Source organism: Blautia sp. SF-50 (assembly GCF_900101315.1).
Lineage (GTDB): Bacteria > Bacillota > Clostridia > Lachnospirales > Lachnospiraceae > Blautia_A > Blautia_A fusiformis.
Genome location: NZ_FMUW01000007.1, coordinates 33245 through 54246 on the forward strand (window position 1 = coordinate 33245; position 21002 = coordinate 54246).

A 21002-nucleotide genomic window follows, 5' to 3' on the forward strand; every position below is an offset into this window, starting at 1 on the left:
TGTAAATACAGCTTTTTCGGCCTGGCGGAGAACAGTCATGCCGGAACGGATTCCCGTTTTGCAGACGGGCTATGTTCATGTCTTTATGAATACATGCTACTCTTCTGTATGAGAAAAAAAGCCGGCAGGGCAGATTTTCTGCATGAAAAAGCCGACGCAGATCGTGAAGGAGCCTGATCTCTGTTTACGCAGTGACCAGCACCAGATTATGTCTTAATTGAAAGCGGATACGATCATCCACCTCACTGCTTGCTTCTGACCAACGGATATCTCACACAGTTGGTCCATCTACTCGAAGGGATTCCACTGCTGCATAGAACTCTGCTTGCGAAATGCCTGTACGCTGCACCGGAACATGCAGCAGAAATATGATACAGTTAAAAACGATCCGGCCGCATTATAGCCGCCGGATGTTTCCTGCTTGTCTTATTCTAACAAATGCCTCTTTAAAATGCAAGAAATTTCAGAACATTTCGCTCTTCATTTTTCGACGGCAAAAGTCTATTTCCTACAGATTTTTCACCGCGTCTATAAACCTTTTTCCGTATTTTTCGTACTTGTGCCTGCCGACTCCTGTCACATTCAGCATTTCCTCCTCGTTTCCGGGCTTCAGAATGCACATATGGATAAGGGTTTTGTCGGAAAAGACCATATAAGGGGGGATTTTTTCCTCTCTGGCGATTTCCAGGCGAAGAGCACGGAGCTTCTGAAAAAGGGGCTCATCCTGTTCTCCCAGCTCCCCGACTGCAGATTTCGGAAGTCTGCTCCGTTTCTCTTTTTTCTTCGTCTCCAGCTCTTTTGGCATTTTCATTGTGAGGATATGCGCCTCCTCCAGAAATGACCTGGAAGCGGCGGTCAACTTCACAATCGTATATCCGTCATCCGTCAGATGAAGATATTCCTTCAGTACCAGATAATTAAAGATCTGCCGCAGCCGGTGTGCCGGAATCTTTGCACAGACTCCGTATTCCGGATTTCCATCCATCTCATACTGCCGGATCTTCGCCGTAGATGCGCCGCGCAGAGTATCCAGGATCACGTTCACCCCGTATCTCTGACCACTGCTTTCCACGCACCGGATCATTGCCCTGGCCTCCTGGCTCACATCCTGCTCTTCAAACTCGGTCTGGCAGTTCAGGCAGTTTCCGCAGTAGCTTTTTCCGTATTCCCCAAAATATTTCAGGATGTACTCACGCAGACAATCATGGGTAAAGCAGTAAAAGGTCATCTGCTTCAGCCTCTCCTGATCACGCTCCCGGACAAGGCGCCAGGCTGCCGCTTCCATTTCCTGGTTATCCTGTCCTCTCTCGATAAGATACTGATTGGTAACCACATCCTTCCCGCTGTAAAGCAGGATACATTCCGCAGGATCGCCGTCACGGCCCGCACGGCCTGCTTCCTGATAATAGCCTTCCATGTTCTTCGGCATATTATAATGAATGACATAACGCACATCGGACTTGTCGATTCCCATTCCAAATGCATTGGTGGCTACCATCACACGACAGCGGTCATAAATAAAATCATCCTGATTGTTCCGGCGTTCCTCATCGGAAAGTCCTGCATGATATCTGGTGGCCGTGATGCCGTCACGGATCAGCTTTCCGCAAACCTCCTCCACCACCTTTCTGGTGAGACAGTAGATGATTCCACTGTCGTCCGGATGCTCCAGTATGTAATCGTGTACTTCCTTATATTTATCTTTCGGTGTTTTCACTGCAAAATAAAGGTTTTCCCGATCAAATCCTGTGGTTGTGCAAAAGGGATCCTGAAGCCCCAGAAGTCTTGCAATATCCTCCCTGACCTCCTTCGTAGCTGTAGCTGTAAATGCACCGATCACCGGTCTTTTTGGAAGCTGTGCCACAAACTCTGCGATCTTCAGATAGCTTGGCCGAAAATCCTGTCCCCACTGTGATACACAGTGTGACTCATCCACTGCGATCATGGAAATATCCGCGCTCAGCGCAAAATCCAGAAACGCCTCTGTGGTAAGCCTCTCCGGTGCTACATAGATGATCGGATATCGTCCTGCCTTTGCATAGCGCAAGGCTGTGAAATACTGCCCCTGCGTCAGAGAGCTGTTGAGGTATGCTGCTGAGATACCGACCTGGTTCAGGCTTCTCACCTGATCCTTCATAAGGGAGATCAACGGTGATATTACCAGTGTGATCCCCTTCATCATCAGTGCCGGTACCTGATAGCAGATGGATTTTCCTGCGCCGGTTGGCATCACTGCCAGAACATCTTTTCCTGCAAGAAGCGCATCGATCACCGCTTCCTGCCCTTCTCTGAATGTATCATACCCGAAATGGGTCTTTAAAAGTTCCTGTTTCGTCATAAATCGACATGATCCTTTCTGTTACGTTCCCACCGGAACTGTAACGCTTCTCTTTTTCATTGTCGAATCGCTGCTGTTTTCCGAATATTTTATTTTAACATATTTACAGATAAATTGCCAATTGATACAAAAAAATCACAAAGCACTTCCTCTCTGGTTTCCTGTTATAATGATATAAGAGAAAGAGTCTGTTTATACTGTTCCGCAGCAGAGGACCATGAATTCATGGAGTACCCGGGCCTCTGTTCAGTAACAGCCGGAATGCTCATAAAAAAAGGAGGTTTGTTATGTGTAAAAGAAAAATAAAAACCATCGAAGCAATTTTTTTCCTGTTTCTTTTTTCCGTTATTGTGCTCCTGCTTCCCCAGGATGCCCACGCCAGAGTCCGGGTCGTGACCAAAGGAACCACTTCCACTATCCGTGATACCGACGGTGTGATCGAAGATGAGTCTTCAGACATTAATTTCCCGATCAACATCAAAAATGCAAACTGCCAAAAACGGGTCTATGCCGTGACAGTTCGTGTAAGCTTTTATTCACCCAAGGGAGTCATCCCAAAAAGCACCACATTTTCCATCGATGGGATCAATGTGGTTAAGCTGAGCACTTCAAATTATACACCACTGGCATACAAGGAAACCTTTTTCACCTACGATGACAACATAGAGGATGGCTACCTGGAGTTCGATTTCGGCAATAAAGAATGTCCGGTACCGGTAGACTGTGACTATGAGGTTACCATCAAACAGGCTGTTCCGGAAATTTTTATCACCAACAACAATTATCTGAACCAGAGCATCCGAACCGGAAAAACCACTTCCATCGGAATCGAGATTTCTGATCCCTACGTAAAAACCATCAGCAAATCAAAATTCAAGGTTACTTCTTCCAACAGCTCTGTTCTCAAGGTACAGAGCATCACTCAGGATTCCAAAAAACGCAGCCGTTTCACAGTTACCCTGAAGGGCATGAAAGCTGGATCCGCAAAGATCACTTTATCCTATCCAAAGGCCGCAGCCTGTAAGCTGACCGGAAAAGTAACCTCGCCTTCAAAAACCGTAGCAACCTTCCGCGCTTCCAAGACTACACTCAAGGTTGGTTCCAAGGTCAGCATGCGTTCCCTTATCAATCTAAAGGGCGGTACCAATCTGACCATCAAAAATGCAAAATCCAGCAAGCCTTCTGTACTTGCCATTTCCGGAAACTATCTTGTCCCAAAGAAAAAAGGGTCAGCCACGGTTACCGCAAACTTAAACGGTGTCAATCGTAAGATCACTATTACCGTATCCGCACCGGCCGCCAAACCTACCGTCAAAAATCTGAAGATCAGTGTTGCCGGTATCAAGTATGGCCCCAATGACATGAAGACCTATTATACCTTAAAATTTACCAATACTTCTGCAAAAACCATCACCACCGCAAAAGTACAGATCACCACCGGTTCCGGTATCTATGACCAGATGTACTGGACCAAGAACCTGACACTGAACCTAAAGCCCGGAAAATCCATGACAAAAACCTATTTCATCCAGAACATGGTCCAGGCGCCGGAAAAAAGTGATATTTCCGTTAAATGCCTGAAGATTAGCTGGAAATAAATAATTCAAAAGGGACGTGCCGCAGTATTGATTTAAAAATCATCACTGCAACACGTCCCTTTTATTTATTCTCTCTGAGCTGTCTATACGTTTTGTTTTTATCCTACAGTACCTCATTCAGTACCTGCAGTCCATACTCTGCAAGGCTGTTATCCTCTTCGCCGGTACCGCCGCTGATACCGAGACCGCCGATGATGGTGTCTCCAACCTTCAGGGGTACACCGCCTCCGAATATCACAATATTATCACTCATTTTTCCAAGACCATAAAATGTCTGGCCCGGTTGTGTCAATCTGGAAAGCTCCATGGTGGACATCTTCACTGCAACCGATGTATAGGCCTTCTTCAAAGCCACCTCAAAGCTTACAAGAAAAGATCCATCCATCACATGAACCGCAACCGGATTTCCATCCGGGCTGCATATCGCAATTACGGAAGGCTTGTTTCTTCTCAAAGCTTCCTGCTCGATCTTCTCAATAAGCCTCTTGGCAGAATCCAATGTGATACGACCCTGGATACCCATACGCTTCAGCACTTCCTGGATCATCGCCGTGTTTGCTGCTATACTGTCATTCTGTGCCATTGCCGTATTTCCTCCCGCTGCTGTCGTCACAGTCCCATTCTGCACATCAAAAGCCTGTACATCCCTTTTCCGCACCATCTGCGAATCCTGTGCTCTTACATCCACCGCCGATGTACCCACTGCAACATCCGCACTACTTCCAACAGTTCCTACAGCCTCTACCCCAACATTAGCTTCAATCCCAGCAATTTCTGCTTTCACAGATTTCTGAACACTTTCAGAAATATCTGTCTTCGTCTCTTCGATCTTCGCAACATCCACATACCTTGCCAGCACATAAAAATAATCTGACAGACGGTTCATATATTTCTTGGCTCCGGTATCCGATCCAAACTTCACACTGACCAGCGCAAGCTCTCTCTCAGCCCTCCGCGCCACAGCTCTTGTCACATCGATCTCAGCCGCAACTCGGGAATCCCCCGGAAGAATCGGAAGTCTCTCTCCGGAAAAAATCTCTTTCATCCGGCCAATCTCCTCCTCCAGAAGCTCCGTCCGGTCTTCACTGACCTTAAACTCCCGATTATAAGGATCAGAAACCCCATCTATGATCTTCTTCAAAGTCTCCGAGATCTTCTCCAGCATCCGGACAACATCCACATCATCAACCAGAACCCGCACAAGCCCAATATGACTCATCAGCTCCTCAACTGACCCCATCAGACAAATCCGATCATCCGACTTTGAAACATTCTTCGTATGGGAAAGATCCGTCATCCCCTTATCACCATACCCGGTATAAACCTCCATCCCAGCTCAACCTCCCAGCAACTCCTGATAAATAATCCCACCCATATCAGACCAATTTTACAATCCTCGAAATGCTACGCATACCACACATACGTAAACACACACCACAACCATCCCGGCAAACCAGGCGCAGTGTCCACAAACGCGTCCACGTATTCCACGCAAACGTAACACACACCACAACCATCCCAGCAAACCAAGCGCGGCGTTCACAAACGCGCCAGCCTCCGCCAAAACGTCACACATTCAAGGCGCCACAGCGCCCCATCGGCACAACATTCAACCCGGAACAACCGCAGCATACAGGCACAAGTCAATACCCTTCCGCCCGCCACAGTCAAGCACTCTAAAAAAAGCCCGAGGGGTGTGCAGAGGGGCCGCGGCTTTGCGGCCCCTTTGCGATTTTCATCTTTTATCAAAAAGACCAAAGTTTAGTATAAATCTTAATAATATCCTCTTTCTTCGGTACACGCGGATTTGCCGCTGTGCAGGCATCCGCAAGTGCCATATCCGCCATCTTATCAACCGCCGCAAAATAAGCATCCGGTGTGATCGTCTTCATCTCTTCGATGGTAAGCGGGATATTCATCTCTTTCTGCATAAACTGAATCCAGTTTACAAGAGATCTTACGCTCATAACTTCGTTATAATTGCTCAGTCCAAGAAGATGTGCAATATTGGAATATCTCTTTACTGCCGGAAGATATTCTTTCTGGCTTCTGCTGCGTTTGTTGATATTTGCATTATATTCAACAATATGCGGCAACAGCATCGCATTAGCTCTTCCGTGAGGAATATGGAAAATAGCACCCAGCTGATGAGCCATACTGTGAGTAATTCCAAGACCTGCTGCATTGAAGGAAAGTCCTGCCAGACAGGACGCTACATGCATCTTCTGTCTTGCATGCATATCATTACCGTCAACATATGCACGATAAAGATATACGCCACAGATCTCGATTGCTTTCTCTGCAAGTGCAGATGTAAACTCATTATGGTTGATGCTGACATAAGACTCAATTGCATGAGTCAGAACATCCATACCTGTATCTGCTGTAATCGCAGGCGGAACACTACGTACAAGCTCCGCATCCAGAATTGCCTCATCGGCGGTCAGGCTGTCTGAGATCAGCGGATACTTCACATGTGCTTCTGTATCATTTACAACTGCAAAAGAAGTAACCTCGGAACCGGTACCACTTGTTGTAGGAATGGCAACCAGTCCGACTTTTCCGTAATTGTTGATCTTCAGGGCAAACTCACGGATTGCCTTGGAGGAGTCGATGGCAGAACCACCACCTACTGCAACAATAGCTTCCGGCTGATACTGAAGGAATTTTTTGACTCCTTCGGCAATTTTTCCAACCGGTGCATCCGGAACAACATCACAGAAAATATCAAATTCTTTTCCACCTGCCTGAAGCGGTTTTGTGATCATATCGATCATTCCGCTTTTTACAACAAACGGGTCTGTGATAACAAGGACTCTTTTGTATGGAATATCTCTCAGTCTTCCCAGGGCATCAGCTCCAAAATGGATGGCTGTTTTCATTTCAAATGTATTCATAGAAACTGCTCCCTCTCGTCATACCGGAACACAGGTCTCTTTTGTCTGCCTGTGGCCGGATAAAGTAAAGCGGATCTCCGCATTCCGCATACACTGCATGCTCATGAACACAATCGTTTTCCGATATATGTCCAACCTATTTCGGGTAGATGCATTCGATCTTATGCGCGCTGAAATGCTTCAGCCACTTTTCAGACGGTTTTTTGTCTGTGATGACCGTCTCGATATCCCGCAGCTGTCCTGCCACGGAAAAAGCAGTCTGATCAAATTTTGTGCTGTCTACCACCAGAATACGCATTTTTCCGGAATTGATCATGGCTTTTTTGGTTGTTCCAAAGGCTTCTTTGGATTCCATGATCCCCATATCCTCGTTTAATGCCTTACAGGAAAAGATCACCTTGTCCACATAATAAGAACGGATCACTTCTTCGGTTCTGGCACCAAGAAATGCAAGATACCCTTCCTTCATCACTCCACCGGTGGAAATAATATTCCAGCCGGATACATCCGAGAGCTCCAGAAGGATCTCCATAGAATTGGTAACAACGGTGAGACGTTCTTTTTCTTTCAGCGCCTTGGCCACAAAAACTGCCGTTGTGCTGGCATCCAGAAAAATGTGATCTCCGTCATTCACCATGGAAGCAGCAATCTCCGCCATTTTCTGCTTTCCCTGTACATTCTGGTTTTTACGAACATTAAATGGTAAATCAATACCGACATCTTCGTTGATCACCGCACCGCCATAACTCTTTGTGGCAAGTCCCTCTTTTTCCAGCTTGTCCAGATCACGGCGGATGGTTTCTTCTGAGACACTGTAAAGCTGGCTTAGTTCACTTACAACAACCCTTTTCTCTTCCTGTAATTTCTCGAGAATCAGATTTCTTCTCTCTAATGCTAGCATAAGATGCCTCCTTTTCAGATGTCATTGCAGGGATACCCTTCAAAAGGATATCCCTCAGATATAAAGACAATATTAAAGGATCGTATCGATCATTCTCTTGTCCGGATGAGCGATCACTGAGGAATCCATGTACATTCCTTTTTCAGCTACCAGCTCTTTTGCTCTTTCGATAGAAGCCTCCACTGCAGAAACCTCGCCGGTAAGAAGCATGTATGATTTACCGCACATACCCTTGGCGATACGAAGCTCGATCAGATCAACGATAGCTGTCTTAGCTGCCTGATCTGCCGCCTCGATGATAGATGCTGCATCATAGGTCTCAAGAATTCCCAGGGCACTGATCTCCTCGACCTGTGTGGTTCCGTAGATTGCCGGGAAAATGGACTCATGTGGATTGCCCAGTACAAAACTGTCAATACATTTGTCCTCGTATGTTGTTACAGCTGTGTCTACAGCAGCTTTTACTGCGCTTAAATCTCCGGTGATAATTGCAATATATTTTCCCGGACATACTGTCTGCGCCTCCACGATCTCTACTTCAGATGTCTTAACCATGGCATCTGCTGCAGTGATACCAGCTGGTGTGGTTTTAAACTCAATCATTCCGATTGCTCTACTCATTTTGTGCACGTCCTTTCTAATTTCTTGCAATTACAACATGGCGGTCTGTCACTTCTGTAACCTTACCGCTGATGGTTGCATGGATTCCGACACTTAATCCCTGTGCAGGCTGTGCGATCATCTGGCCTTCTGTTACCATATCGCCTACATTTACGATTGCCTGTGCCGGTGCACCGATATGCTGGCTTAAGAGAACCTTTACCTTCGATACGTTTACAAGTTCTTCCTGAAGCGGTGCATCCTTGTCATATTTGGTAAGTCCCAGACGTGCCATCAGACGCTCCTCAGGAACCTTGCGGTATTCTCTGGACTCCTGAACCGGCTTCGGCTGAACACCCTGAGGTGGTCTGATCCCTGCCTTACGAAGTCCGCCCTTCATATCTGCAAGCAGTGTTCTCGGAGCCAGGCTCTGCGGACACGCATACATCTCGCAGACACCACAGGAGCTGCAGAATGCAGAATTGATATAAGGATTTACATTTCTGAAATCCTGATTAGATGCTGCCATCATGAACATTGCCGGATCGATCGGGTGTCCCAGATTATGTCTCGGGCAAAGATCTGTACATGTATGGCAGTGGCAGCAAATCGATGCTGCTCTCTTCAGATCTATAGAAGAAGTCCGCTGCTTCTTCATGACAATAACATGGTCCTTTGGAAGAACCAGGATTGCATTCGTTGTTTTTGTAACCGGGTCTGAACCATTTCCGATACGTCCCATCATCGGGCCGCCAACGAAATATACAGGATCCTTTACAGTTGTACCGCCTGCCTGGGCAACAACCTCTTCCAGTGTACATCCCAGTGGAACTTTCACTGTAACAGGGTTCTCAACCTCAGCAACAACGGAAACATATTTACATGTGACCGGTTTATGTTCTTCTACCGCGCGGTATACATTGTATAGAGTCTCTACATTAAATACGGCTACTCCCTGCTCGATCGGCAGTCCTCCGGGCCGTACCACACGTCCGGTTGCCTCATAAATAAGAACAACCTCATCACCCATCGGATAAACCTCATCCAGAAGATGGATCTTAACCCTCGGGAATTCTTCAATATGCTGATTTAAAGCATTGATCGTCTGTACATAAGATTTTTTGATTCCGATAATGGCCTGTGAAGCTCCTACCGTCTCCGCAACCATATCGAATGTTTTCATGATCTCGTATGCGTGCTTCTCCAACAACTGTCTGTGAAGTTTCAGTAATGGTTCGCACTCTGCACAGTTCATAAGAATGGTATCCGCTTTGTCTGTCAGTTTCATGTATGTAGGGAAACCTGCTCCACCTGCTCCGACAACACCATTCTCCTGCATAATTTTCTGTAATTCTTTGATATCCATGGCGTTACTCCAATCCTGCACCGTCGTCTACGATACCGACGATGGCGGCATCTACCGGTGCTGTTTCTACGCCGCAGCCAATTCTTGCTGCGCTTCCTTGTGCCACCAATACATATTCGCCGATTCCCGCACCGATGATATCAATAGCGACAATCTGGCTGTGCTCGGCTTTCATATGATGCACCGGCTCCACGATCATGAATTTATTTCCTATGAGTTTTTCACTTTTTCGTGTGGAAACAATACTTCCAACTACTTTGCCTACGATCATATGAGCCTCCGTTTTCTCTATATCCTCCTTTTGGGATGCCGTTTTCAGGCATCCCAAAAGGAGGAATATTATTTGATTATGGTAACTGTATTGCCTGTGGCAATTCTTGCTGCATTTGCTTCATCTGTATCAATATGCATTTCCAATGTAAAGCTGTCATCTACACGGATCTTAACCTGATTAAAGATCGTTCCGCGCTCATTGTCAGCTTTTACGGAAACAATATCGCCATCATGTACACCCGCAGCCTGGGCATCTTTCGGAGCCATGTGAATGTGACGCATAGCCACAATACATCCCTCTTTCAGATAAATGGCACCTTTTGGTCCAACGATGGCGATCGGTGCACTTCCTGCAAGATCACCGGACATACGTACCGGAACCTTCATTCCCAGCTTGATCGCATCTGTTGCTGAAACCTCAACCTGTGATTTACTGCGGACAGGTCCGAGGATTCTTACATTCTCGATCGCACGGAGCTTCAGTCCTACGATGGTAACTGTTTCGTTGGATGCAAACTGTCCGCCCATCAGATCTTTTTTCTTGGTAAGCTGATAGCCTTCTCCGAACAGTGCCTCCACATGCTCCTGTGTCAGGTGAATATGTCTTGCAGAAACTCCGATAGGTACAACAAAACCATTGCCCTTGTCTTCGTTTTTGTTGATCGCATCGATCACCATTTTTGTGATCATTTCAATATTATTCGTTTCCAAGAGTACACCTGCTTTCTTTCGGTTTCATAACTGAAATTAACTCAAAACGCACCGGCCCGAACCCTTAATGGCCCTTGGGCCGGTGCATCTTGGAACTAATCAGTTGGATTATTTAAGAACCGGAAGGATTTTCTCAACGTCTGTATGAGGTCTCGGAATTACGTGTGTAGCTACAAGCTCTCCAAGTCTGGATGCTGCTGCGCTTCCGCTCTCTACTGCAGATTTAACTGCTCCTACGTCTCCACGAACCATAACTGTTACAAGACCGGAACCGATCTTCTCTGTTCCTACCAGAGCAACGTTAGCTGCTTTACACATCTGGTCAGCTGCCTCGATAGCTGCTGTAAGTCCTCTTGTCTCAACCATTCCTAATGCTTCCTGTGTCATGATCATATCCTCCTTGTGGATTATAAATGCTTTATTTGTTCTGTTTACTTCTGACTATTTTGGTGCAGCAGCTTATTTTTTGCTGCTGTTTTTGCTTTCCAGTGCTTCTTCCGGATCTTCTTGTTGTTTCTTTTTCCACCGGCTTGCACTCAGCTCAACCAGTTTGACGATTTCCTCGTGAGGATTGGCAATTACCGCATAGCTGGCAGGTTTTTTGATTGCCTGCTCCACTGCTGCATTGACAGCTGCTGTAACTGCTGATACATCGCCTTGTACGATCAGGGTCACCAGTCGTCCGCCCAGCTTACGCTCCCATGACGCCAGCTCAACGTCTGCCGTTTTGCACATGATGTCCAGGGCATTGATCGCCGCTACAACACCAGTGATTTCTATAAATCCATATGATTTTCCCATGAGCGAACTCCTTAATTAATTTCTGTTCCTCTCAAAGCCTGAAATCAGAGCTTCGGAAGAATTTTCTCTACGTCTGTATGAGGTCTCGGGATTACGTGTGTAGCTACGAGCTCTCCAAGTCTGGATGCTGCTGCGCTTCCGCTCTCTACTGCTGCTTTTACAGCGCCTACGTCTCCACGAACCATAACAGTTACAAGACCGGAACCGATCTTCTCTGTTCCTACAAGTGCAACCTCTGCTGCTTTTGTCATTGCATCTGCTGCCTCGATTGCAGCTGTGAGGCCTCTTGTCTCAACCATTCCTAATGCTTCCTGTGCCATGATTCTATCCTCCTGAATCTTATCTTCGTTACATTTTATCATATATGATTCCGCCACTTTTGTAAAGTGAACTTCGGAATCCTCTTAATCTTTATCCAGGGCGCTGATTTTCAGCATTTTCTGTGTACCTGGTTCCGGGTTGGGGATTATGTAATGCTGTACCACGCCTGTCATGCTCTCTGCAACTTTCATGCCGGCTTCTACCGCTGCCGTGACATCTGACACGCTTCCGCGGTACTTGATGCAGACAAGAAGCGGTACTGGCAGGCTGTCCGCATTCGCCGGTTTATTCTTATCGAATACCTCCAGGTGGACATTTGCAGCCTTGCACCCGGCGTCAGCTGCCACAAAGGCTGTCGCAAGTCCGAAGACCTCCAGAATTCCTACAGCTTCTGCCATGTTGCTTCTCCTTTCCCGTTAAGGTTATTTATTAACAATCGCGATCTTAAGACCTGTCATTGCCAGGTTTGTCTCAAGTGCCTCGTTGATCTCCTCAAGCGGGAACTTGTGTGTGATCAGCTCAGACATCGGAAGTCCGATTGCTTTTGCTCTCTTAAGGAAATCAAATGTTGTTGCATAGTCTCTCAGGTTGTATACCCAGGAACCAACAAGGTTGATCTCTTTGGAGCAGAGGTCGAAGTGCGGGTTAATGGTTGCGTCTCCACCGTTGATGAAGAAACCAAGCTCGCAAAGACCGCCGCCGTTGCGGATGAATTTATAAATGTTGGAATGTGCATGAGGATTTCCAGTACACTGGAAAGCGAAATCTGCAAGATGTCCGCCCTGAGCCTCTTTAACAGCCTCAGTAAGTGCCTCAATGCCTTTGAAATTCATAAAGTTTACAGTTGTGTTTGCGCCCATTCTCTTGGCAAACTCAAGACGTTTCTCATTTCCGTCTACTGCACAGATATTGTGAACGCCCATTGTATGGAGAACAGCGATGCAGATCAGACCGATCGGTCCGCAGCCCTGAACAACAACTCTGCTGTTGAATTTCAGGATTCCTGTTGTTTTTGCTCTCTCTACTGCATGTACAAGTACTGCACATGGCTCGATGAGGATACGGGAATCAAGATCCAGGTCGCTTACATTGAAGAATGTGGAACCGAATTTTCCGCCTCTGATGAAGATGTAATCAGCGAACCATCCGTTGAATTTTACATCGTCATCTGGAAGAAGTCCGTATACATCAGCGCCGCCTACGTTCTTCTTGTTAAGGTCGAACATTGTGATTTCCGGATCATCTTTGAAGATCATACATGTAACGATCTTGTCGCCGACTTTAACCGGTTTACCAGCTGTATCAACTTTAACGTTTTTACCCATTTTTACGATCTCACCGGTTCCCTCATGTCCGAGAACTACCGGGATAAGACCGAACGGGTCATTTTTGTACTCATGAGCATCTGTTCCACAGACACCGCATCCCTCAACTTTAACAAGGATGTCGTCGTCGCCAACTTCCGGAAGATCATACTCCTGAAGCTCAAAATGTTTCTTCTCTGTCATCATTGCTACTCTTGCTTTTTTCGGAATTGTGTTTCCTGCCGGAGCAGCCGGAGCGCTTGGTGCAGCAGCTGCTGCCGGAGCGTTTCCTGTCATGCCGGAGAGAACCTGTTTAACGATTTCTTCGATATTTACATTGTTCATATCCATGATTTATGTTCCTCCTGATCAACGAATGCAAAGGCTGTCTGTCATTACGCAGCGTCTTCTCTTTGTGAATGTGCTCGCGCTTGTAAGTCCCTCACCTGTACGGCTTGCGATGGTAAATGTACAGAAACCTTCTCCTCCGAATCCAAGTGCGGAATAGGACGGGCCGTTCTTTACAAGGATCGCAGTATCGATTGCTTTCGCATATTTTGTAATGTTATCGATATTCTTGGAATGAATATGTGCGGAATGACGGTTGCCATGCTCAAGCCATACAGCCTGCTCTACAGCATCGTCGAAATCCTTTGCTCTTACGATTCCGAGGATTGGCATCATAAGCTCTGTTGTGATAAGCGGATGTTCCTTCGGTCCCTCGAAGATGATGCAGCGGGTATTGGCCGGTGCCTGAACTCCGATCATGGAAAGAAGGGTCTTCGCATCACGTCCTACACATTTACGGTTCAGCTTGCCGCCTGCAAGTACAGTCTCAACAAGTTTGTCCTGCTCTTCCTTGGATGCAAGGTAGCAGTCATTCTCTGTAAGCATGTAGTGCATTAACTCATCAACTACGGAAGATACTGCAACAACTTCCTTCTCTGCGATACATGGAAGGTTGTTATCGAAGGTACATCCGTTTACGATATCCTGAGCTGCCTTACGGATATCAGCAGTATCATCAACCAGTGCCGGCGGGTTACCTGCTCCTGCACCGATGCCTCTCTTACCGGAGGAAAGAACCGCTGTTACAACACCAGGGCCTCCTGTTGCTGCGATCAGATGGATATCTTTATGTTTCATCATGATATTGCTTGTCTCAAGAGTTGGTTTCTCAACTGTGACAGCGATATTATCCGGGCCGCCTGATTCCAGGGAAGCCTCATTTAAAAGATTGATTGCGTAAATAGAAGTTTTAACTGCTGCCGGATGCGGATTGAATACTACTGTATTTCCTCCTGCCAGCATACCCATTGTGTTGCAGAGAACTGTTTCACTTGGGTTTGTACAAGGTGTGATCGCACCGATCACGCCAAATGGTCCCATCTCGATCAGAGTAAGTCCTCTGTCTCCGGACCATGCAGTTGTTGTGATGTCTTCTGTTCCAGGTGTCTTGTCTGCTACCAGGTGATGCTTCAGGATCTTATCTCCCACATTACCCATACCAGTTTCCTCAACACCCATACGTGCCAGTACTTCCGCATTCTCTTTGATCTTCTTGCGGATGCAGGTGATGATCTTTTCTCTCTGGTCCATAGACATTGTCTTAACTACCAGCTGAGCCTTCTTGGCTGCTTCGATAGCATCATTCATATCCTTGAAAACGCCATGTTTTCCGGCCGGAGCATCTGCAATCTGCATCTTTGCCATAACTTCCTGTACAATTTCCTGTACCATATTCTCACTTATTGGCATGAGATTGTCCTCCTTAATTATTCCGTCAAAAGATTATTTCAGGCCAAGCTGAGCCATAACCTGTTTTGTGATCTGAGCAACAAGCTCTGCATCGTTGTTTGCAGCAGCCGGAGCCTCACCCTGAGGATCAGCAGCGCTTGTTCCGCAGTCTTTTCCAACGAAATCATACTGATATCCCGGGAACTGTTTGTAGTCCTCACTGTGGCATGCACCACCGCAGTTGTGGCAGTTCTTGCCGTCTTTGTTCAGGCAGAGGCTTGCCGGATGTTTACCAGGCATACCAAATTTACGACGGATCGCATAGAGTTTCTCGATGTTCTCTTTGTCGAATTCCTTCGGTCCGCCAAGGAGCTTGGTCTGATACAGAAGCTGTGCGTAGAACTCTACAGACTCCATCTTCATGTATGCAGCGTTAAGGTCTGTGCTCCATGTAAGTGCTCCGTGGTTCTCAAGAAGTACTGCATCAAAGTATGGAAGGTATTTCTCAAGGTTGTCCGGAATCTCCATTGTGGAAGGTGTACCATACTCAGCGATCGGAACGCATCCAAGAGCGATAACTGCCTCCGGCATGATCGGCTGTGTAAGCGGAATACCTGCGATTGCGAAAGATGTTGCATAGATCGGATGAGCATGTACAACAGATCCTACGTCCGGTCTCTTCTCATATACTCTCATGTGCATCTTGATCTCAGATGATGGTTTGAATCCCGGGTTAGCCTGGATTACATTACCTTTACCATCTACTTTACAGATGAACTCTGGTGTCATGAATCCTTTGGATACACCAGTTGGTGTGCAAAGATATTCATTCTCAGCTATCTTAACAGAAAAGTTTCCGTCGTTAGCTGCAACCATGTTACGGTTGTAGATTCTCTTACCGATGTCACAAAGCTGTTTTTTGATTTCAAACTCGTTTACCATGCTTAATTTCCTCCTTGAGCATTGGATTGCACTATTTTGTTTCTGAGAACATTTTACCCCATACCACAAAATAAGTCAAGGACAATCCGTTGTTTTATGTTGGTTTCTTGTTGTATTTTGTGTTGTTTTTATTGTTTTTTATATTTTCTGTTTGTAAAGGATCTTTTTTCTGTAATCCTGTATCTCTCAGCCGCCGATCTGGCAGTCCAGGCTGCATACCGCATGCACTGCATTCTTTAACATCTGCATATGTTCTGCTGTAGGCGGAAGGATTCCTTCCATTAAATAGGGTCTGCCAAGTCCTTCATATTTATCCTGCCCCAGTCTGTGGTACGGAAGAAGATGGATCTTGTTTACGCCCGGAAGGGATGCTGCAAATCTTGCGATCGCCTGGATCTCTTCCACAGAATCATTAAATGTGGGGATCACCGGAACGCGGATCACCAATCTGGTTTTTCCGTAGAGCGCAACCCTTCTTGCATTCTCCAGCATCAGTCCGTTGGCCCGTCCTGTGAATTCTTTATGTTTTTCCTGATCCATATGCTTGATATCCATCAGATATACATCCAGATAGGGAAGTACCTGTTCGATCTTTTCCCATGGGGCACAGGCCATGCTTTCCACTGCTGTGTTGATTCCTCTCTCCTTTGCTGCGCGAAGAAGATCTCTGGAAAAGTCCGCCTGACACATACATTCCCCTCCGGAAAGGGTGATCCCGCCTCCGGAACGATAATAATAGGCACGGTCCTTTTCCACCTCTTCGATCATCTCACGAACTGTCACGTCGCGACCGATCACTTTATCTTCTCCCAGAACCTTCATGTTCTGGATCCGGTATTCCTGTGATTCCGGATTACAGCACCAGCGGCAGCGAAGAACGCAGCCCTTCAGGAACACGATGGTACGGATACCCGGTCCATCGTGTACTGAATATTTCTGAACATCAAAGATCCTGCCCTTTGTATCCAAATAGTCCATTCGTTACTCCTTTAGAAACCCTGCTCAGTACGTCTGATGATATCGTCCTGCAGAGATCTGGAAAGTGTAGTGAACAATGCGCTGTAGCCTGCAACACGTACAACCAGATGTTTGTACTTCTCCGGATGCTTCTGTGCATCCAGAAGTGTTTCTCTGTCAACAACGTTAAACTGCATATGCATACCCTTCTGATCAAAGTATCCGCGGATCAGTGCTACGAATTTCTCCAGTCCTTCTCTTCCTGCAAGTGCTGACGGATGGAATTTCTGATTAAACAGTGTTCCGTTAGATACGATAAAATGATCCAGGCGGGATACAGAAGTTGCCGCAGCTGTCGGTCCCTTCACATCCTTGCCGGCTGACGGGGAAACACCATCTGCTACCGGAGTATGTGCGTAACGGCCATCCGGTGTTGCACCGGTCTGTCCGCCAAGAGGAACGTTTGCAGATACAGGATAAAGTCCTGCCTGATAATGTCCGCCTCTCGGGTTCATATATTTCTGAAGCGGCTTGGTGTAAGTATAAGCCACATCTCTTGCAAAATAATCCACATCCGGGATATCGTTTCCAAACTTCGGAACCTCCTCGATCATCTTGTGGATCTCTTCGAATCTTGCTTTCTTCTCCGGAGATGGCTCTGTTCCGAGAGCTGCTGTCATAACAGCTGTTGCGGTCTGCTCATTTACGCGGATGCCATTCTCCTGAAGCTTCTGCATAACAATGGTGGTGATATCTGCTGCAGACTGTGCATCGATACCCTTGCCGTAGTTCCATGCCAGAGCCTCCTTCAGCTCTTCCATGGTCATCTTCTTTTCTTCATATACAAGCTTGCGGATCGCATACAGAGAATCTGCCATGTTTGCAATACCAAATCCCTGAGGACCTGTAAAGTTATAAACAGCTCCGCCTTCCTGAACGGATTTGCCTCGTTTCAGGCAGTCATCCACCATACAGGAAAGGAATGGAAGCGGACATCTCTCCGCATGTGCCACATCAATGGCATTATCAGCATTTACAAGCAGGGAAATGAAATATTCCATCTGTTTCTTATATGCATCATAGAACTCATCGAAGCTCTTCATCTCTGTGACATCGCCGGTCTGGACACTGATCTGTACCCCTTTGTCCATACCATTAGAGAAAACCATCTCCAGCGGACGGCACATGTTAAAGAATGCAGCGTCATGCCAACCCTCTGTCTTACCTGCCTTCTGCGGTTCTACACAGCCGATGATGTTATATTCTCTGGCATCTGCAAGAGAAAGGCCGCGGTTCTGCAGTGCAGGAATGATAACCTCATCATTGTAATAAGCCGGAAGTCCGATTCCTGTTCTTGTAAGCTCTGCAGCCTTGATCAGGAATTCATGTGGTGATCCGTTCCATACTCTTACAGAAAGAGACGGTGCCGGAAGGTGCACATGCATAGACGCCTGGATGCACATAAAGGAGAGATCATTGGTCACATCCTCGCCATCCTTGTTCTGACCGCCTGCAATCAGGTTCTGGAAAAGGCTGTAGCCTGCAAAGCCTTCTGCAGATGCAGCATCACGGCATTTATTCAGGTCGTTTAATTTTACCCATATGCAGTCCATCAGTTCCTGTGCAAATTCTCTGGTAAGATTGCCTGCTTCCATATCACTCTTGTAATATGGATACATATACTGGTCAAAACGTCCCGGAGAAATAGAATGTCCGCTGCTTTCCATCTGGATCAGCTGCTGTACAAACCAGAAGGACTGGCACGCCTCATAGAAGTTACGGGCGCCCTTCGCCGGTACGCGTGTACAATTGGATGCGATCTGAAGGAGTTCCTGTTTTCTGGTCGGATCCTGACACTGATATGCCATCTGCTCTGCGAGCTCGGCATAGCGATGTGCATAGTCAATAACTGCCTGACAGCTCATGATAACTGCTTCCAGGAAACGGGATTTCTTTGCGTAATCACCATCTCCTACATTACACTCATCCAGTTCCTTCTGAGCTTTGGCAATGATCCCTTCATAACCGATCGCCAGAACTTCTTCATATTTAACGGTTACATGTCCTACACCATTGTAGAAATAGTTTCCAGGTGTAAAAATATTGTGGTCAATGGCAAGAATCGCTTCCGGTGCCATATAAGAGGTTGCAAGCTCACTGGTAGTCTTGCCTTTCCAGTATTTATGTACCTCACGGAGCTCCGCCTTGGTTTCCTCCGCAATATAAAATGGATCGGCTGTTCTGGTAGCCACTGTATCCAGCTCATCTTCCAGCCACTGGAAAGAATACTCCGGAAACGTCTGACATCCTCTCGGCGCCAAAGTGCTACTTCCGACGATCAGCTCCTCATCACGGATGATGATCGGAATGTTGTGCAGGATGTGGGCAAATGCCTTGGCTCTGCGGGTGATGATCGGCTCGTCTTCTGTTGCTTTGTAAGACTCTGTGATCAGTTTTGCTCTGGCAGATTCGATTACCGGCATCTTTGCATAAAGATTATCTACAAGATGTGTGATCCTGTCTGTTTTCGGAACATCTGCTATATGAAATTTCTCCATGATTCTCCTTTCTCACAACCGGTTGTTTCTGGTGATCTGTCTGCCTCTACGCTTCCAGAACCGCTCCTGTCCGGCTATGTGCTCATGTAGTTTTATTATACCTTACCCCTACTTCGATGTCAACGAAATCCAACATGTGTTTCTAGCTGTTTTTGTGGTTTTTATCGGTTGCGCCCTGTTGATTTTATTTGTTTTTTGTATTTTTATGTTTTTCTCTATTGACTTTGTTTTTCTGCTCTGCCATACTTGGATTTATATAGGAATTCCTTTGTTTTTCAGAAAAATTTATGCAAAGCGGACATTCGTATTCCACTCTGTCACATGTTCTCAAACAGTAAAAGAGGTGTATTTTTATGTATCTTTCTGATATGCATACCCACTCCATCGCCAGTGGTCACGGCACGGAATGTACCATCACCAACATGGCACGCGCAGCTGCCGAGAAAGGTCTCCGGCTTCTCGGGATCACTGATCACGGTCCCGGCACTCTGGCAGCCGGAACTTCCTCCTATTTCCGCAGCCTTACCTATTCTCCCAAAAAACATTTCGGTGTAGAATTACTCTACGGAATTGAACTGAATATCCTTGACCGCAGCGGAACGGTAGATTTAGGTCAGGAATTATTATGTAAACTCGATTACGCCATTGCCAGCATGCATGCCTGGAATTACCGTTGCGGTACCAGAGCCGAAAACACAGAAGCTTTTATCAATGTAATGAAAAACCCCTGTGTAAAGATCCTCGGACATAGTGATAACACTCATTACCCGGTTAATTATGATGCGCTTGCAAGGGCTGCCAGGGAAACCGGCACGATCTTTGAGATCAACGAAGCTTCTCTTGCACCTTATGGCTATCGTGGCGACACAAGAGAAAACTGTTTCGAGATCCTTCGATGCTGCCGCAAATATGATCTGCCGCTGCTTCTTTCCAGTGACAGCCATGGCCCGGAGCATATCGGAGATTTTACCTGTGCTGCTGAGTTTGTTCATCAGGCCATGTTTCCGGAACAGCTGATCCTCAACAACCAGATTCCCAGACTTAAGGTTTTTCTCCAAACCAGAGAATGATCTTCTGTATCTTTTCCGACAGATAACAGATATTGTCCACCCCAAACAAAACAGGCCAGTTCAAACACAGGAATATACATTTTCCTGTATCTGAACTGGCCTGTTTTTTATTTTTCCCGCTGCTTCCGTACAATTTCCGCAAGCTCGCTATATTTACCTGTAACATATCCAAAATTTTCTCTTCTATGAGGAAGCTTGCATTCGGTGCAGTCTTTGATCCCGCTTTCCGTAAAGCGGAAATTACCACCACATTTATCTCCCAGTGCATATAAAGGGCAATAGCAGAACAGACAATTGAAGTTCTCCGGATCTGCTCCTTTATGGCACGGAAAATACTCACAGTTTTTGTGGCTGAAGTAAGAGTATTCTTTGCCTTCCCAGTATGGTTTCTCCATGGCTCTTTTCTCCTCTCCTGACATAACCACACATAATTTTTTCCTATAAAAAGAGGTAGCGATGCCACCCCGGGGTAGAAATATAATCCGTTCATGAGTGCGCGGAGGGAACGAATGTATCCGGAGTAGTATCGCCTGCCATTTAATCATGTATAATTCATATGAACAGGCGCATTCCATAAAAAAATGCCTACTCTCGTAAAAAAGTAGACAACGTCCCAGGGGTGCGGAGT

Annotated in this window: 20 protein-coding genes; 2 read left to right on the forward strand and 18 right to left on the reverse strand. The window is 46.4% G+C overall.

Going from position 1 to position 21002, the window contains the following annotated elements; translation table 11 throughout:
* Nucleotides 1-508 precede the first annotated feature (508 nt).
* Nucleotides 509-2338, reverse strand: coding sequence for a DNA helicase RecQ (gene recQ / locus BLP57_RS06100; RefSeq protein ID WP_092070130.1), 1830 nt, complete (start codon nt 2336-2338; stop codon nt 509-511).
* Between the two features lie 287 nt (nt 2339-2625).
* Between recQ and BLP57_RS06105 the strand changes: the two genes are divergently transcribed.
* The gene (locus BLP57_RS06105; RefSeq protein ID WP_092070132.1) at nt 2626-3936 is read left to right on the forward strand and encodes a hypothetical protein; all 1311 of its coding nucleotides are present in this window, start codon (nt 2626-2628) and stop codon (nt 3934-3936) included.
* Between the two features lie 103 nt (nt 3937-4039).
* On the opposite strand, the gene BLP57_RS06110 is transcribed toward BLP57_RS06105, so the two are convergent.
* From BLP57_RS06110 to BLP57_RS06185, 16 genes are all read right to left on the reverse strand, one after another.
* Entirely contained in the window at nt 4040-5266 is a 1227-nt protein-coding gene (locus BLP57_RS06110) for a cob(I)yrinic acid a,c-diamide adenosyltransferase (protein WP_092070135.1), read from the reverse strand.
* 415 nt (nt 5267-5681) lie between these two features.
* Complete coding sequence (locus tag BLP57_RS06115; protein WP_015525945.1) at nt 5682-6833, reverse strand: 1-propanol dehydrogenase PduQ; 1152 nt, start codon at nt 6831-6833, stop codon at nt 5682-5684.
* 136 nt (nt 6834-6969) lie between these two features.
* Nucleotides 6970-7734: a DeoR/GlpR family DNA-binding transcription regulator gene (locus tag BLP57_RS06120; protein ID WP_092070138.1), complete on the reverse strand. Its 765-nt coding sequence runs from the start codon at nt 7732-7734 to the stop codon at nt 6970-6972.
* Between the two features lie 72 nt (nt 7735-7806).
* Complete coding sequence (locus BLP57_RS06125; RefSeq protein ID WP_015525948.1) at nt 7807-8355, reverse strand: BMC domain-containing protein; 549 nt, start codon at nt 8353-8355, stop codon at nt 7807-7809.
* Between the two features lie 16 nt (nt 8356-8371).
* On the reverse strand, nt 8372-9700 hold the full coding sequence (locus BLP57_RS06130) for a 4Fe-4S dicluster domain-containing protein (RefSeq protein WP_015525949.1): 1329 nt from the start codon (nt 9698-9700) through the stop codon (nt 8372-8374).
* Between the two features lie 4 nt (nt 9701-9704).
* Nucleotides 9705-9971 (reverse strand): EutN/CcmL family microcompartment protein, encoded by a 267-nt coding sequence (locus BLP57_RS06135; protein WP_015525950.1) that lies wholly within the window; start codon nt 9969-9971, stop codon nt 9705-9707.
* 68 nt (nt 9972-10039) lie between these two features.
* Nucleotides 10040-10651 (reverse strand): phosphate propanoyltransferase, encoded by a 612-nt coding sequence (locus BLP57_RS06140; RefSeq protein WP_370816971.1) that lies wholly within the window; start codon nt 10649-10651, stop codon nt 10040-10042.
* 141 nt (nt 10652-10792) lie between these two features.
* Nucleotides 10793-11071, reverse strand: coding sequence for a BMC domain-containing protein (locus BLP57_RS06145; RefSeq protein WP_005427721.1), 279 nt, complete (start codon nt 11069-11071; stop codon nt 10793-10795).
* Between the two features lie 72 nt (nt 11072-11143).
* Nucleotides 11144-11485: a BMC domain-containing protein gene (locus BLP57_RS06150; protein WP_015525951.1), complete on the reverse strand. Its 342-nt coding sequence runs from the start codon at nt 11483-11485 to the stop codon at nt 11144-11146.
* A 44-nt stretch (nt 11486-11529) separates the two neighbouring features.
* Entirely contained in the window at nt 11530-11805 is a 276-nt protein-coding gene (gene pduA / locus BLP57_RS06155; RefSeq protein WP_015525952.1) for a propanediol utilization microcompartment protein PduA, read from the reverse strand.
* Between the two features lie 84 nt (nt 11806-11889).
* Nucleotides 11890-12204 carry a BMC domain-containing protein gene (locus BLP57_RS06160; protein ID WP_015525953.1) on the reverse strand — a complete coding sequence of 105 codons (315 nt, stop codon included), beginning with the start codon at nt 12202-12204 and terminating at the stop codon, nt 11890-11892.
* 24 nt (nt 12205-12228) lie between these two features.
* Complete coding sequence (locus tag BLP57_RS06165) at nt 12229-13461, reverse strand: zinc-binding dehydrogenase (protein WP_059086814.1); 1233 nt, start codon at nt 13459-13461, stop codon at nt 12229-12231.
* 18 nt (nt 13462-13479) lie between these two features.
* Nucleotides 13480-14868: an aldehyde dehydrogenase family protein gene (locus tag BLP57_RS06170; protein ID WP_092070142.1), complete on the reverse strand. Its 1389-nt coding sequence runs from the start codon at nt 14866-14868 to the stop codon at nt 13480-13482.
* Nucleotides 14869-14901: 33 nt separating this feature from the next.
* Nucleotides 14902-15789: a class II aldolase/adducin family protein gene (locus tag BLP57_RS06175; RefSeq protein WP_059086812.1), complete on the reverse strand. Its 888-nt coding sequence runs from the start codon at nt 15787-15789 to the stop codon at nt 14902-14904.
* Nucleotides 15790-15975: 186 nt separating this feature from the next.
* Entirely contained in the window at nt 15976-16767 is a 792-nt protein-coding gene (locus BLP57_RS06180; protein ID WP_059086811.1) for a glycyl-radical enzyme activating protein, read from the reverse strand.
* 11 nt (nt 16768-16778) lie between these two features.
* Nucleotides 16779-19304, reverse strand: coding sequence for a glycyl radical protein (locus tag BLP57_RS06185; RefSeq protein ID WP_092070145.1), 2526 nt, complete (start codon nt 19302-19304; stop codon nt 16779-16781).
* Nucleotides 19305-19657: 353 nt separating this feature from the next.
* On the opposite strand from BLP57_RS06185, the gene BLP57_RS06190 reads away from it, so the two are divergent.
* The gene (locus BLP57_RS06190; RefSeq protein WP_092070148.1) at nt 19658-20374 is read left to right on the forward strand and encodes a phosphatase; all 717 of its coding nucleotides are present in this window, start codon (nt 19658-19660) and stop codon (nt 20372-20374) included.
* 107 nt (nt 20375-20481) lie between these two features.
* Here the strand turns inward: BLP57_RS06190 and BLP57_RS06195 are convergent, their stop codons facing one another.
* A complete protein-coding gene (locus BLP57_RS06195; protein WP_173723397.1) occupies nt 20482-20769 on the reverse strand; it encodes a cysteine-rich small domain-containing protein in 288 nt (95 codons plus the stop codon).
* Nucleotides 20770-21002: the final 233 nt, after the last annotated feature.

Coding starts and splice junctions, on each gene's coding strand:
- BLP57_RS06105 (WP_092070132.1), top strand. CDS start 2,626: ATGTGTAAAAGAAAAATAAAAACCATCGAAGCAATTTTTTTCCTGTTT.
- BLP57_RS06150 (WP_015525951.1), bottom strand. CDS start 11,485: ATGGGAAAATCATATGGATTTATAGAAATCACTGGTGTTGTAGCGGCG.
- recQ (WP_092070130.1), bottom strand. CDS start 2,338: ATGACGAAACAGGAACTTTTAAAGACCCATTTCGGGTATGATACATTC.
- BLP57_RS06160 (WP_015525953.1), bottom strand. CDS start 12,204: ATGGCAGAAGCTGTAGGAATTCTGGAGGTCTTCGGACTTGCGACAGCC.
- BLP57_RS06180 (WP_059086811.1), bottom strand. CDS start 16,767: ATGGACTATTTGGATACAAAGGGCAGGATCTTTGATGTTCAGAAATAT.
- BLP57_RS06120 (WP_092070138.1), bottom strand. CDS start 7,734: ATGCTAGCATTAGAGAGAAGAAATCTGATTCTCGAGAAATTACAGGAA.
- BLP57_RS06135 (WP_015525950.1), bottom strand. CDS start 9,971: ATGATCGTAGGCAAAGTAGTTGGAAGTATTGTTTCCACACGAAAAAGT.
- BLP57_RS06130 (WP_015525949.1), bottom strand. CDS start 9,700: ATGGATATCAAAGAATTACAGAAAATTATGCAGGAGAATGGTGTTGTC.
- BLP57_RS06170 (WP_092070142.1), bottom strand. CDS start 14,868: ATGCCAATAAGTGAGAATATGGTACAGGAAATTGTACAGGAAGTTATG.
- BLP57_RS06195 (WP_173723397.1), bottom strand. CDS start 20,769: ATGGAGAAACCATACTGGGAAGGCAAAGAATACTCTTACTTCAGCCAC.
- BLP57_RS06145 (WP_005427721.1), bottom strand. CDS start 11,071: ATGACACAGGAAGCATTAGGAATGGTTGAGACAAGAGGACTTACAGCA.
- BLP57_RS06185 (WP_092070145.1), bottom strand. CDS start 19,304: ATGGAGAAATTTCATATAGCAGATGTTCCGAAAACAGACAGGATCACA.
- BLP57_RS06175 (WP_059086812.1), bottom strand. CDS start 15,789: ATGGTAAACGAGTTTGAAATCAAAAAACAGCTTTGTGACATCGGTAAG.
- BLP57_RS06190 (WP_092070148.1), top strand. CDS start 19,658: ATGTATCTTTCTGATATGCATACCCACTCCATCGCCAGTGGTCACGGC.
- BLP57_RS06125 (WP_015525948.1), bottom strand. CDS start 8,355: ATGAGTAGAGCAATCGGAATGATTGAGTTTAAAACCACACCAGCTGGT.
- BLP57_RS06110 (WP_092070135.1), bottom strand. CDS start 5,266: ATGGAGGTTTATACCGGGTATGGTGATAAGGGGATGACGGATCTTTCC.
- BLP57_RS06115 (WP_015525945.1), bottom strand. CDS start 6,833: ATGAATACATTTGAAATGAAAACAGCCATCCATTTTGGAGCTGATGCC.
- BLP57_RS06140 (WP_370816971.1), bottom strand. CDS start 10,651: ATGGTGATCGATGCGATCAACAAAAACGAAGACAAGGGCAATGGTTTT.
- BLP57_RS06165 (WP_059086814.1), bottom strand. CDS start 13,461: ATGGATATGAACAATGTAAATATCGAAGAAATCGTTAAACAGGTTCTC.
- pduA (WP_015525952.1), bottom strand. CDS start 11,805: ATGGCACAGGAAGCATTAGGAATGGTTGAGACAAGAGGCCTCACAGCT.